Source organism: Kitasatospora sp. NPDC005748 (assembly GCF_040630735.1).
Lineage (GTDB): Bacteria > Actinomycetota > Actinomycetes > Streptomycetales > Streptomycetaceae > Kitasatospora.
Genome location: NZ_JBEXYD010000069.1, coordinates 1 through 13,177, shown reverse-complemented (window position 1 = coordinate 13,177; position 13,177 = coordinate 1). Strand labels below are relative to the sequence as shown.

Annotated in this window: 12 protein-coding genes; 1 reads left to right on the top strand and 11 read right to left on the bottom strand. The window is 72.4% G+C overall.

The features are described 5' to 3' along the window. Positions 1–3: 3 nt before the first annotated feature. The 4 genes from cydB to ABZ495_RS31725 all read right to left on the bottom strand — a co-directional run bounded on the left by cydB (position 4) and on the right by ABZ495_RS31725 (position 4,493). On the bottom strand, positions 4–1,029 hold the full coding sequence (gene cydB, locus ABZ495_RS31740) for a cytochrome d ubiquinol oxidase subunit II (protein WP_359839314.1): 1,026 nt from the start codon (positions 1,027–1,029) through the stop codon (positions 4–6). A gap of 83 nt (positions 1,030–1,112) precedes the next feature. Further along, a complete protein-coding gene (locus ABZ495_RS31735; protein WP_359808291.1) occupies positions 1,113–2,657 on the bottom strand; it encodes a cytochrome ubiquinol oxidase subunit I in 1,545 nt (514 codons plus the stop codon). A 341-nt stretch (positions 2,658–2,998) separates the two neighbouring features. Continuing rightward, entirely contained in the window at positions 2,999–3,382 is a 384-nt protein-coding gene (locus tag ABZ495_RS31730; protein WP_359839312.1) for a VOC family protein, read from the bottom strand. Positions 3,383–3,605: 223 nt separating this feature from the next. Continuing rightward, positions 3,606–4,493, bottom strand: coding sequence for an aldo/keto reductase (locus ABZ495_RS31725; RefSeq protein ID WP_359808293.1), 888 nt, complete (start codon positions 4,491–4,493; stop codon positions 3,606–3,608). A 57-nt stretch (positions 4,494–4,550) separates the two neighbouring features. Here ABZ495_RS31725 and ABZ495_RS31720 point away from each other — a divergent pair, with 57 nt between their 5' ends. Then, entirely contained in the window at positions 4,551–5,228 is a 678-nt protein-coding gene (locus ABZ495_RS31720) for a helix-turn-helix transcriptional regulator (RefSeq protein ID WP_359808294.1), read from the top strand. Here the strand turns inward: ABZ495_RS31720 and ABZ495_RS31715 are convergent. The 7 genes from ABZ495_RS31715 to ABZ495_RS31685 all read right to left on the bottom strand — a co-directional run bounded on the left by ABZ495_RS31715 (position 5,206) and on the right by ABZ495_RS31685 (position 12,826). Next, entirely contained in the window at positions 5,206–5,787 is a 582-nt protein-coding gene (locus tag ABZ495_RS31715) for a Uma2 family endonuclease (protein WP_359839310.1), read from the bottom strand. The two genes, ABZ495_RS31720 and ABZ495_RS31715, sit on opposite strands and share 23 nt — an antisense overlap. A gap of 154 nt (positions 5,788–5,941) precedes the next feature. Beyond that, entirely contained in the window at positions 5,942–7,435 is a 1,494-nt protein-coding gene (locus ABZ495_RS31710; protein WP_359808298.1) for a HAMP domain-containing sensor histidine kinase, read from the bottom strand. Between the two features lie 9 nt (positions 7,436–7,444). Beyond that, positions 7,445–8,197 (bottom strand): response regulator transcription factor, encoded by a 753-nt coding sequence (locus ABZ495_RS31705; RefSeq protein WP_352295224.1) that lies wholly within the window; start codon positions 8,195–8,197, stop codon positions 7,445–7,447. Between the two features lie 495 nt (positions 8,198–8,692). Then, positions 8,693–9,352, bottom strand: a complete 660-nt coding sequence (locus tag ABZ495_RS31700; protein WP_359839308.1) for a hypothetical protein — start codon at positions 9,350–9,352, stop codon at positions 8,693–8,695. Between the two features lie 17 nt (positions 9,353–9,369). Next, a complete protein-coding gene (locus ABZ495_RS31695) occupies positions 9,370–10,581 on the bottom strand; it encodes an ABC transporter permease (RefSeq protein ID WP_329488895.1) in 1,212 nt (403 codons plus the stop codon). Beyond that, on the bottom strand, positions 10,578–11,399 hold the full coding sequence (locus ABZ495_RS31690) for an ABC transporter ATP-binding protein (RefSeq protein WP_359839306.1): 822 nt from the start codon (positions 11,397–11,399) through the stop codon (positions 10,578–10,580). Before ABZ495_RS31690 ends, ABZ495_RS31695 begins: the two co-directional genes overlap by 4 nt. Continuing rightward, positions 11,399–12,826: a biotin/lipoyl-binding protein gene (locus ABZ495_RS31685; RefSeq protein WP_359839304.1), complete on the bottom strand. Its 1,428-nt coding sequence runs from the start codon at positions 12,824–12,826 to the stop codon at positions 11,399–11,401. Before ABZ495_RS31685 ends, ABZ495_RS31690 begins: the two co-directional genes overlap by 1 nt. Between the last annotated feature and the right edge of the window lie 351 nt (positions 12,827–13,177).

Genomic DNA, 13,177 nt, shown 5'->3' with positions numbered 1-13,177 from the left:
GGCTCAGCCCTGGTCGAGCGCGGCGGCCGGGTCGTGCCCGGGGATGTGCTGGACGCCGATCCGCTTGCGGAAGACCCAGTACGTCCAGCCCTGGTAGAGCAGTACGAGCGGGGTGAAGACGGCCGCGACGATCGTCATCAGCTTCAGCGTGTACGGCGAGGAGGCGGCGTTGGTGACGGTCAGGCTCCACTCCGGGTTCAGGGTGGACGGCATCACGTCCGGGAACAGCGAGAGGAAGAGCATCGCGACCGCTGCCACGATGGTCGCCCCGGAGAGGACGAACGCCCAGCCCTCGCGGGCCAGTTGGTTGGCCACCAGGGCGCCGACCAGGGCCAGCACCGCGACGGCCAGGACCGCGAGGCTCCAGCCGTTGCCGTGGTCGGCCTGGGTCCAGAGCAGGAAGGCCAGTGCCAGCACCGCCGTCACCAGGCCGAGTCGCAGCGCCAGGGCACGGGCCCGGTCGCGGATCTCCCCGACCGTCTTCAGTGCGGCGAACACCGCGCCGTGGAAGGTGAAGAGGGTGAGCGTGACCAGTCCGCCGAGCAGCGCGTACGGGTTGAGCAGGTCCCAGAAGCCGCCGACGACGTTCTTCTGCGCGTCGATGTCGACGCCGCGGACGATGTTGGCGAAGGCCACGCCCCAGAGGAAGGCCGGGAGCAGTGACGTCCAGAAGATGGCCTCCTCCCAGTTCCGCTGCCAGCGCGCGTCGGAGCGCTTGGCCCGGTACTCGAAGGCGACCCCGCGCACGATCAGGCAGACCAGGATCACCAGCAGCGGGATGTAGAAGCCGCTGAACAGCGTCGCGTACCAGTCCGGGAAGGCCGCGAAGGTGGCGCCGCCGGCGGTGAGCAGCCAGACCTCGTTGCCGTCCCAGACCGGGCCGATGGTGTTGATCAGCACCCGCCGCTCGGCGGTGGAGCGGGCCAGCGGCTTGGTGAGGATGCCGATGCCGAAGTCGAAGCCCTCAAGGAAGAAGTAGCCGATCCACAGGACGGCGATCAGGACGAACCAGACGTCGTGGAGTTGCATGTCGGATCCTCAGTAGTCCTCGGTAGTCCGCGGTGGGGCTCGGTGAACCGGGCGGGCCCGGTGGCTCGGGTGGGGGCCCGGGCTCAGTAGGCGAAGGCGAGCGGCTTGTCCGCGTCCTCGTCCGGGGACGGGCCGCGCAGCGTCGGGTCCTCGGTGGGCGGCCGCTCGGAGGTGACCGGCCCGGCCTTGGCGTACTTGACCAGCAGCCGCACCTCGATGACGGCGAGGATCGCGTACAGCGCGGTGAAGGTGGTCAGGGCCCCGATCTGGGTCCCGATGCCGACGTTGGGCGACACCGCGCTCGCGGTGGTCATCAGCCCGAAGACGGCCCACGGCTGGCGGCCCATCTCGGTGAAGATCCAGCCGAAGCTGTTGGCGATCAGCGGGAACCCCATGGTGAGGATGCCGATCCGCCAGCTCCACTTGGTGAGGGCCGGGCCGAGTTCGCGCTTCGGCAGCAGCATCAGTCTCGGCACCTCGGTGTCGCCGGTGCGGAACTCCGGTGCCAGCAGCCACTTCCGCCGGGTGGTCCAGAGCCCGACCACGCCCGCCACGAAGGAGGTCATCCCGAAGCCGATCATGAGGCGGAAGCCCCAGTAGGTGACGAAGATGCTCGGGATGTAGTCCTTCGGATCCCCGCCGTACCGGGCGGCCTCGGCGTTGGCGGTGTCGTTGATGCCGGGGACGGAGGAGCTGAAGTCGCTGTTGGCGAGGAAGGAGAGTATCCCGGGGATCTCCAGCTCGACCGAGTTGTGGCCCTTGCCGACGTCGCCGACCGCGAAGACCGAGAACGGCGCCGGGGCCTGGCTGTCCCAGAGCGCCTCGGCGGCGGCCATCTTCATCGGCTGCTGGCGGAACATCACCTTGGCGAGCGAGTCGCCGCTGAGCGCGGTGCCGAGACCGAAGACCACCGCGAGGACCAGGCCGAGGCGCAGCGAGGTCCGCATCACCGCGACCCGCTTGGGGTCGGCGGCCTCCGGCCGGCGCTTGGCCTTCCAGAGGTGGAAGGAGGCGATGCCGACCATGAAGGCCGCGCCGGTGAGGAAGGCGGCGGTCAGGGTGTGCAGGACGACGGTGACGGTGGTGTCCTGGAACAGCACCCGGGCGATGTCGGTGAGCTGCGCCTTCCCGGTGACCGGGTCGACCGAGTAGCCGACCGGGTGCTGCATCCAGGAGTTGGCCGCCAGGATGAAGTAGGCGGAGAGCACGGTTCCGAGCGAGACCATCCACATGCAGGCGCAGTGCAGCTTCCTCGGCAGCTTGTCCCAGCCGAAGATCCAGAGCCCGATGAAGGTCGACTCGAAGAAGAAGGCGATCAGCGCCTCCATCGCGAGCGGGGCGCCGAAGACGTCACCGACGAAGCGGGAGTAGTCCGACCAGTTCATCCCGAACTGGAACTCCTGGACGATGCCGGTGACCACGCCCATCGCGATGTTGATCAGGAAGAGCTTCCCCCAGAACTTCGTGGCGTGGAAGTACTTCTCCTTGTCCGTCCGGACCCAGGCGGTCTCCAGTCCGGCCACGATGGCGGCCAGGCTGATGGTGAGCGGTACGAAGAGGAAGTGGTAGACGGTGGTGATGCCGAATTGCCAACGCGCGATGGTTTCGTGAGCGATTGCCAGTTCCACGTCGCCCTCTCTCCGACCCGACCTCGAAGGTCACTTTCCGGACAAACTTCATCTATAGCTGTAGACCGCTGCGTACCCGTGCAAGCTTGTCCGCTTGTGAACGTGAACACGTTCACAAGGGCCAGTATCCATCATGCTTACGAGTGGTTTGCAGGCGGGGTGGGATTGACCGGCGATGCCGTGCGCACAGTCTGCGGACCGGCCCTGGCCTGCCACAACGAGCGCCCGGGCGACTCACGGAACGATCTTGGACGATCCGGCGCTTGACATTCGGCCCATCGCCGCGGCACGCGCGACCGTGCCCGGCCGGGTGGTGACCCGGCCGGGCACGGGCCCGGCGCCTAGCGGCTGCCGTAGGGGCGGGTGATGATCTCCATGCCGTGGCCGGCCGGGTCGAAGAAGTACAGCCCCCGGCCGCCGTGGTGGCGGTTGATCTCGCCGGGCAGTTTCAGCTGCGGGTCGGCGTAGTAGGCGATGCCGCCCGCCTCGATCCGGGCGAAGGCGGCGTCGAACTCCTCGTCGGAGACGAGGAAGGCGTAGTGCTGCGGGGCGATCGCCTCCGCCGGGACGGACGCGAAGTCGAGGGTCACCCCGTTGCCCGTGGCGACCGGGACGAACGGACCCCAGGCCGTCCCGACCTCAAGGCCGAGGATGGCCGCCAGGAAGGCGGCGGATTCCCGGTTGTCCCGGGCGTGAACGATGGTGTGATCGAGCTGGACTGTCATGCTTCGAATGCCTCCGTAAGGCACTCACGGGCTACCTCCATGCCTCACCCGGACGGTGACCGACACGCGATGCCGTACCGGGATCCTAGGCCGCGGCGGCACCCGCCGACCAGCCCCCGCCGGACCGGTCGGACCGGTCGGACGGTCGGATCGGTCGGATCGGTCGGATCGGTCGGATCGGTCGGATCGGTCGGACCGTCATACCGCTTCGCCCACGCGGGGATCACGGCCGGACCGGCGCCGCGAGTGCCGCCAGCTCCGCCAGGTCCTCGGCGCCCAGCCGCAGCGAGGCGGCCGCGACGTTCTCCTCCAGATGGACCGGCGAGGAGGTGCCCGGGATGGCCAGGATCGAGGGGGAGGCCGCCAGCAGCCAGGCCACCATCACCTGCGCCCGGGTGGCGCCATGCCGCTCGGCCACCCGCTGGAGCGCCGGGTCCTCGGGCACCCCGGAGCCGCCGAGCGGGAAGAACGGCACGAAGGCGATGCCCCGCGCGGTGCAGTCCGCCAGCAGCGCCGCGTCCTCCGCCGAGTGCTCCAGCACGCTGAACCGGTTCTGCACGGCGGCCACCGGTGCGATCGCCTCGGCCTCGGCGAGCTGGGCCGCGTCCACGTTGCTGACCCCGAGGTGCCGGATCAGCCCCTCCTCCCGCAGCTCCGCCAGCGCCGCGAAGGACGTCGCGATCGACCGCAGGCTGGGCATCCGCCGCAGGTAGACCAGGTCGAGCCGGTCCACCCCCAGCTCACGCAGGTTGCGGTGGACGGCCGCGCGCAGCTCCGCCGGACCGGCCGGCTCCAGCCAGCTGCCGTCGGGGTTGCGGCCGGGGCCCACCTTGGTGGCGATCACCAGGCCGTCGCGGTACGGGTGTAGGGCCTCGCGGATCAGGCCGTTCGCCGAGACGTCCTCGTGGAAGTAGAACCAGGCGGTGTCGATGTGGTCGACACCGAGCTCGACCGCCCGGCGCAGCACGGCGAGGCTCCGCACGGGGTCGCAGGCCGGGCCGTCCCAGTCGCGGGCGGGCAGCTTCATCGCGCCGAAGCCCATCCGGGCGATCGGCAGGTCGCCGCCGAGCAGGAGGGAGCCGGCGGCCGAGGCGTGGGAGGTGGTCGTCATGTCGGTAAGCCTCCGCCCGGCTCGCCCGTCGCCCGACCGATCTGGCATGTTGCTGCCATGAGCACCGACCCGATCATCACCCTGCACGGCGAGCGGGAGCTCGTCCAGCGGGCCGGCCACCTCTTCGTCGCCTCGCGTGAGGAGTTCCTGGTCGCCGCCACCGACCTGCTGACCTGGTCGTCGGGCGTCAACGCCGCCTTCGCGGAGGGCAAGCGACCGCACCTCGTCCCCGGGCTCACCATGCGCAAGCTGTACACCCGGCGTGCCCTGGCCGATCCGGAGTCGCACCGGCGGCTGGTGAGGATCGCCGGCACCGGCATCGAGGTCCGGATCAGCGACGGACCGCTCGCGCGCGAGGCGATCATCATCGACCGGCGCACCGCGATCCTGGCCGGCGCCCCCGTGCGCGGCGTGCGGACGTACACCGTGGTGCAGTCGCCGGAGGTCGTCGACGGCGTGCGCTCGCTGTTCCGCGCCGCCTGGGAGACCGCCACCGACCTCGCCGACTGCGCCCGGCCGCCGCACCTCACCGAGCAGGCCCGGCAGATCCTGAGCGCCCTCGCGACCGGCCACACCGACGAGACCGGCGCCCGCCTGCTCGGCCTCTCGCTGCGCACCTACCGCCGCCGGGTCGCCGACCTGATGACGACCCTCGGCGCCACCTCCCGCTTCCAGGCCGGCCTGCTGGCCCGGGAGCTGCTGGAGGACGGCGTCACCCCCGCCGCCCGCCGGTGATCTCCGGCCCGATCACGAACCCCTTCACCGGCCCCTCCGGCACGAACGCCTCCTCCCCGTACGGCGTCCGGACCGAACGGGCGTAGGCACCGCGCTCGATGTCGGGGCCGGTCAGGACGGTGACGGCGCCGCCGTCGTCGAAGTCGTCGATGATCACGTACACCGGAATGCCGGCGGTCGCGTAGGCGCGGGGCTTGAGGACGAGATCACGGCGGCGGGCCGCACTGCCGGGGGAGACGGTCTCGACCACCAGGACCACTCCGGAGGCGAGCACCCCAAGGCCCTCGGGGTGCTCGATCTCGTCCACGTCGTCGGGCGCCACGAAAACGTCCGGGGCCAGCACCTTGAGCCCGGCGATCACGTTGCCGTCCTGGGCGGGGCCATAGCCGCCGCCTCCCAGATACCTGTCCAGGGCCCGACTCACCCGCCGGTTGACGCTGAAACGGCGGTGCCCGCGGGTGGGCGACATCTCGATGGCTCCCTCGATGATCTCCGCCCTGATGCCCTCAGGGACGTCCATCTCCTTCCACACCTGCCACAGCGCCTGGTCCAGGTCCACGACGGTCTCCTCGGCTACGAGCGCGGTGATTGAGACACCTCTTCCCGTCCAGTGCGGTCGGCTCGCGCGATCCGCATCAAGCCGCAGCCGTACGGTCGCACACGACCGGAGACCGGGCGGAGAGAACCAGGGCGGTTCACCCGAACGGGCGGTTTCAGCGCTGGTGGGGGATCTCCACGCGGAAGGTGGCGCCGGTGCCGGGGGCGGTGTGGAGGGTGAGGGTGCCGCCGTGGGCGTGGGTGAGCGCGGTGGCGATGGCGAGGCCGAGGCCGGCGCCGCCGCCGTCGTGGCGGCTGCGCGAGGCGTCCACCCGGTAGAAGCGGTGGAACACCCGGACGGCCTGCTCCTCGGTGAGGCCGGGACCGGAGTCGGCGACCTCCAACAGGCAGAGGCCCTCGGCGGTGCCGACGCCGATCCGCACCGGGGTGCCGGGCGGGGTGTGCTTGACGGCGTTGCCGACCAGGTTGGTGACCACCTGACGCAGCCTCGCCTCGTCGCCGAGCACCGGTGCGGGGCCGGGCGCGCCGGTGCCGGACGGACCGGTGAGGGCGACCGGGCGGGACGGGTCGAGGGCGGTGAGGTCGTGCAGGGCGTCCGCGGCGAGGGTGCGCAGGTCCATCGGCGCGAGGTCGAGCGGGCGTTCCTCGTCGAGCCGCGCGAGCACCAGCAGGTCCTCGACCAGGGCGCCCATCCGGACGGCCTCGCTCTCGATCCGGAACATCGTCCGCTTGACGTCCGCCTCGGTGGGCAGCGCCCCCATCCGGTACAGCTCGGCGAAGCCTCGGATGCCGGCCAGCGGGGTCCGCAGCTCGTGCGAGGCGTCGGCGACGAACCGCCGCATCCGTGCCTCGGACTCGGCCCGGGCGGCGAACGCGGCCTCGATCTGGGTGAGCATCGCGTTGAGGGCGGCGGACAGCCGGCCGACCTCGGTGCGGGTGGCGAGCTCGGGCATCCGGTGCGACAGCTCGCCGGAGGCGATCCGCTCGGCGCCCTCCTCGATCCGGCGCAGCGGCCGCATCCCGGCCCGGACGGCGAAGAAGCCGAGGGCCGCGATCAGCACCAGCACCGCGCCACCGATCGCCAGGAAGGAGGTGCGCAGCCGGGCGACGGTGGCGTCGATGTCCTCCCGGGAGACCGCGACCATCAGGTACGCGGGGGTGGGGGTCGGCACGGCGAAGGCGCTGGGGGGAGCGGGGCCGAGGGCGGGCGGCCGCTGGAGCGGCAGGACGAGTGTGCGCCAGCTGCGCTGGCCGCGCTGGTCGGGCAGGTCGAAGGGGGTGTCCGGGGCGGCGGCCGCCGGGTCGAGACCGGCCAGCTGCGGCGCCGGGTCGTTCTCGGAGACCGGCTGGCGCACCACCTGCTGGACCTTGCCGTCCGCCGAGAGGTACTGGACCAGGTACTGGCTGGGCAGCGCCGCCGCGGGCCGCCTCCCGCCGACCGAGGGCTGCCGGCTCTCCGGCCAGGTCGTCCGGCCGGGGGCGCGGTGCGAGAGCGGTTCGGCGAAGCGCTGCAACTGGTCGTCGAGCCGCTCCACCAGCTGCATCCGGACGGTGCCGAGCACGACGGCGTCACTGACCGCGAGCCCGGTGGTGACCAGGGCGAGGACGAGGACGAGCAGCCGGACGCGCAGCGAGAAGCGGGGCAACACGGGGGGCGGTCAGCTCTGCGGCGGCCGGCGCAGCGCGTAGCCGATGCCGCGGACGGTGTGGATCAGCTTGGGACCGTGCGCGGGGCCGGAGTCGAGCTTGCGGCGCAGGTAGGAGATGTAGGACTCGACGATGGAGAGGTCCCCGCCGAAGTCGTAGGCCCAGACGTGGTCGAGGATCTGCGCCTTGGAGACCACCCGGCCGACGTTGGCCATCAGGTAGTGCAGCAGCTTGAACTCGGTCGGCGAGAGCGCGACCGGGGTGCCGCCGCGGGTGACCTCGTGGGCGATCGGGTCCAGCGTGAGGTCGGCGACGACCAGCCGGCCGTCCTCGGCGGGGCCGCCGGCCCGGCGCAGGATGGCCCGGATCCGGGCGATCAGCTCCTCCAGGCTGAACGGCTTGGTGACGTAGTCGTCCGCGCCGGCGGCCAGGCCCTGGACCTTGTCGCCGACGCCGTCCTTGGCAGTCAGGAAGAGCACCGGCAGGTGGTCGCCGGGGTGGCCGTGGGCGGGCCCGGCTATCTGGCCCCGGGTGGTCTGCTCGCGCAGCCGCTCGACCACGGTGAAGCCGTCCAGGTCGGGCAGCATCACGTCGAGGACGACGAGGTCGGGGCGTTCGACGGCGATCAGTTCGAGCGCCTCGGTGCCGCTGGCGGCGGAGGCGACCCGGAAGCCGGAGAAGCGCAGGGAGGCGGAGAGCAGCTCCCGGATGTTGGGTTCGTCGTCGACGACGAGGAGGAACGCCTCGCCCGGGCCGCCGGCCACGGCGGAGCTGCCAGGTGTGGACACAGTGCCTTGCACGGGGGTTCCGCCTCCCGGTCGGACGATGGCGTTCAGCTTGAGGCTAGCCCGGGGAGGCTATGCGCCGTCGATGAATGTTGGATTAACACCTTAGCGGGCGGATTTGGGCGAACGAGCCCGCGCGGTCGGGCTGGATGGTGTGCGTACGAGCCGGTGGACAGGGCGGAGGCGCCGCGCGGCCGCGGCGCGGAGCCGTTCCCGGCCGGAGGCCGGGCGGTTCCGGACCGGGGCGGTCGGTTCCCGGCCGGAGGCCGGCGGTTCCCGGCCAGGGTGAAGACCGCGCGTGACCCAGGGTACGGACACATCGCGCGGGCACGGACACCGCGCGGCCCCTGGCCCGGCACGCCACCCGGTCACGGACAGCGCGCGGCCCGGCCGCCGGAGGAGGTTCGGCCGGGCCGCGCGGGCGCCTGGGGGCTGCGGGGTCAGCCGCCAGGCCCCCTCCCACCCGTGGACGGGCTAGGAGGGAGGCGTCTGGGTCTGGTTCTGGGTCCCCCGGCCACCGGCGCCGCCGCCGAAGCCGCCCGCGCCGAAGCCGGCGGCGCCCTCGACGAGCTGGGTGGCGGCGTACCCGCCGTCGGCGGCCGGGGTGCCGACCACGGTGACGCTCTGACCGGGCTGCAGGTCGGTGACCTTGCCCTCCTTGTTGAGCTGGACCTTGGTGGCGTCGCCGGTGGTCACCTTGACGGTGTTGCCGTTGGCGTCGGTCAGGTAGACGGTGGTGCCGTCGACGGCCTTGACGGTGCCCCGGGTGAAGCCGCCCTGCGCGCCCTGGCCACCCTGACCCGTGCCCTGACCGGCGCCGGCGCCCTGCCCGGTGCCCTGGCCGCCCCGGCGGGTGCCGTTCTGCCCGCCGCCGAAGCCGGAGGCCGCCGCCCGGGGCTGCTGCCCCGCCGCGGCCGACTTGCCGGAGCCGGTGGAGCCGTGGCCCTGCTGGTACCAGACGCCGCCCGCGAAGGCCGCCGTGGCGAGCACGGCGCCGGCCAGGACGAGGGTCGGCCACGGCAGCCGGCGGCGCGGTGGCGCGGCCAGCTCGGCGGTGACGTCCCGGACGTCCGGCGCGGTGGAGAGCAGGACCACCTGCTCGGCGGGGGTGCGCGGCTCGATCTCGTTGCTCATGGTCTGCGGGTCCTTGGTCACTCGTGGCGGAGGGCGTCGATCGGGCGCAGCGAGGCGGCCCGGTTGGCGGGGTAGCTGCCGAAGAACAGGCCGATGGCGACGGCGATGCCGAACGCGCCGAGCACCGACTCGGGGATCACCACCGGCTTGATGCCGACGACGGAGAAGTGCGATCCGGCGAGACCGGCCAGCACCCCGAGTCCGGCCCCGATCACCGACAGCAGGGTGGACTCGACGAGGAACTGCCCGAGGATCGCCACGCGCGGGGCGCCGAGCGCCTTGCGGATGCCGATCTCCCTGGTCCGCTCGGTGACGGTGACCAGCATGATGTTGGTGATGCCGATCCCGCCGACCAGCAGCGAGATCGCGGCCACCGCGCCGAGCAGCACGGTGAAGGTCTTGGTGGTCGACTCCCGGGCCGTGAGCAGCGAGGCCTGGTTGCCGATCCGGAAGTCCGCCTTGCTCGGGTCGGCGATCGCGTGGGTGCCGAGCAGCACCCGGGTGACCTCGGCCTGGGCGGCCGTGGTGGTCTCGGCGGAGGTGGCCTGCACGAGGATCTGGCTGACCGGGCCGAAGCCGGTGAAGGCGTTCTGCACGGTCGGCAGCGGTGCGATCACCACGTCGTCCGGGTCGGTGAAGCCGGTGCCGCCCTTGGCCTGGAGCACGCCGACCACGGTGAGCGGGGTGCCGCCGACGGTGATCGCCCTGCCGACCGGGTCGGTGGTGGCGAACAGCTGCTTGGCGGTGGTGGCGCCGAGCACCGCGACCTTGCGGGAGCCGAGCACGTCGTCGGCCGTGAAGTACTCGCCCCGGCCGATCTTCAGGTTGGCGGTCTCGAAGTACGCGGGGTAGGTGCCGACGATCGAGCCGGGGCTGTAGGAGATGTCCCCGTACAGCGCGGTGCCGCTGGCGGTGACCACCGGCGCGACGGACTTGATCGAGGTCGCCTCCGGGTCGCTCGCCAGTGCCCTGGCGTCGGCGACCGTGAGCTTCTTGGCGGTGGAGGCGGTGCGCGAGCCGCCGAAGGAGGACCCGGCGGTGACCGTCAGCGAGTTGGTGCCGAGCGAGGTGATCGACTCCTTGACCGCCACCGAGGAGCCGTTGCCGACCGCGAGCAGCAGGATCACCGAGGCCACGCCGATCAGTACGCCCAGCATGGTCAGGGCGGAGCGCACCTTGTTGGCGGCCAGGCCGCCGACGGCGAACCGGAGCATCTGCCAGAGGATCATGCGAGCACCCCCTGGAGGTCGGCGGCCGCGAGCAGGGCGGGCGGCGGGCCCTCCACCGGAGCCTGCCGGACGTCGCTGACGACCGCGCCGTCGACCAGCCGGATCACCCGCTTCGCGTGCCGGGCGACCTCGTCCTCGTGGGTGATCAGCACCACCGTGCGGCCGGTCGCGTTGAGGCCGTCGATCAGGGCCAGCACCTCGTCGGTGGAGCGGCTGTCCAGGTTGCCGGTGGGCTCGTCGGCGAGCAGCATCGCGGGCGCGGTGACCAGCGCCCGGGCCACCGCGACGCGCTGCTGCTGGCCGCCGGAGAGCTCGTTCGGCCGGTGCCCGGAGCGCTCGGCGAGGCCGACCAGGGAGAGCGCGGCCAGCGCCCGGCGCCGGCGCTCGGCGCTGCGCACGCCCGCGTAGGCGAGCGGCAGCTCGACCTGGGCGAGCGCGGTGGTGCGGGGGACGAGGTTGAAGGACTGGAAGATGAAACCGATCTTGCGGTTGCGGACCAGCGAGAGCTGCTGCTCGTCCAGGTGTCCGACGTCGATGCCGTCCAGCAGGTAGCGCCCGGCGGTCGGTACGTCCAGGCAGCCGAGGATGTTCATCAGGGTGGACTTGCCGGAGCCCGAACTGCCCATCACCGCGACGAAGTCGCCCTGCTCGATGTCCAGGTCGACGCCCAGCGGCTCGCCGGTGGCCGGGTCGGACGGGCCGCGCAGCGCGTGCACGGTGGCGTCGCCGTGGCCGTAGGACTTGGTGAGCCGGCGGATCTGGATGACCGGGGGCGCCGCCGCCGTGCTCTGGGGCGCGGGGGCGGTCCTGCGCCCCATCAGCGGTTCCCGCCCCGGCCGGTGCCGCCGCCGGCGGCCGCGCCGACGCCTGCCACGCCGGCCGCGCCGCCGGCTCCCGTGCCGCCGCGATTGCCCTGGCCGCCGGTCAGGCCCGGGAAGGACCCGTTCGGGAAGCCGTTGGTCCCGCTGGTGGTGGCGAGTTCGACCTTGTCGCCCTCCTTCAGCCCGGAGACCACCTGCACGGTGGTGTCCCCCTCGACGCCGACCTCGACGGTGACCCGCTCGCTGGAGCCGTCCGGCTGCACCAGGGTCGCCGTCCGGCTGGTGCCGGTGCCCGCCAGGGCGGCGGTGGGCAGCGAGAGCGCGTTGTCGGCCTCGCCGGTGACCACCGAGACGGTCGCGCTGAGGCCGGTCCGCAGCTTGCTGGTGTCACCGGTGATCTGCAGCGTCGCCGCGTACTGGACGGCGGCCGCGCCGCCGCTGCCGCCACTGCTCACCGGCAGCGAACTGACGGACAGCACGGTGGCGTTGAGCTTGGTGTCGGACTGCGCGTTCAGCGCGACGGTGGCCGACTCGCCCTTCTTGAGCTTGAGCGAGTCCAGCTCGGAGAAGTTGGCGGTGACCTGCATCCCGGTCGGGTTGGTCAGCACGATGAAGCCGCTCGGGGCACCGGAGCCGGTGGTGGCCCCGGTGGACTTGGCGGTGCTCCCGGTGCCGCCGCTCCCGGTACCGCCGCCCAGCGTGTCGCCGACCTTGTTGGAGACGGACGCGACCGTGCCGTCCACCGAGGCGGTGAGCGTCGTACCGGCCAGCGCCGCCTGGGCGTTGGCCAGGTTGGTCTGCGCGGTGGCGACCTGCTGCTGGGCCTGGGCCACGGCCGCCTCGTCCACCTTGATGGTGGTGATCGTGGTGGTCTGCGGGACGGGGGTGGTCTGGGGAGCGGGCGCGCTGCTCGCGCCCGCTCCCCGTTCCCCGCCACCGGTGCCGCCGCCGGTGGAGTCGTTGGACGAGCCGCCGGAGCCGCTGGAGGACTTGTTCGAGCTGCCCGGGATCTGCTGGGTGGTCGTGGTGGTGACACCGGCCTGCGCCTTGGTCAGGTTGGCGTTGGCCGTGGTCAGCGCCGACTGGGCGGCGTCCACCTGTTGCTGGGCCGCCGTGGTGTCGACGGTGGCCAGCACCTGTCCCTTGGTCACGGTGTCGCCCACCGCGACCTTGACGGCGGTCAGCTTCCCGCCGGTGGTGAAGTCCTGGGCGGCGTCGGTCGGCGAGGCGAGCGTGCCGGTTCCGGACACGGTGGCCAGGACCGTGCCCTTCGCCACGGTCGCGGTTCGGACCTGGGCCTTGCCGGCCGCCTTCTCCGTCCCGCTGTCCAACGTGGTGTACGCCAGGGCCACGGCGCCCACCAGGGCCACGCCCAGTGCGGAGTTCAGGAGGACGGCACCACGCCGTCGCGGAAGCACCTTCATGGCGCACAGCTTCGCCGGACGCTCTTGCGGCACTCTGGGCGCGGCCTGGGAGAACCCTGACCGGCCGAATCCGGGCGTTCCGGCATGATCCACCCGCCCCCAGCCCTCACCTTGCCCACCCCCCGCCCAACCGTTGGCCGAACTCCCAGGAGGTTCCCAGGCATCCCCAGCCATCCGGCAGCCCCGGGGGGGATGGAGCCGGCCTGTCCGCCGCCGCACCGCCACTGCTGGGGAGCCACTGCGGCGGAGTGGGAAGTCGGCCGGACCGACGCACGAGGATCTGGCTGACCGGGCCGAAGCCGGTGAAGGCGTTCTGCACGGTCGGCAGCGGTGCGATCACCACGTCGTCCG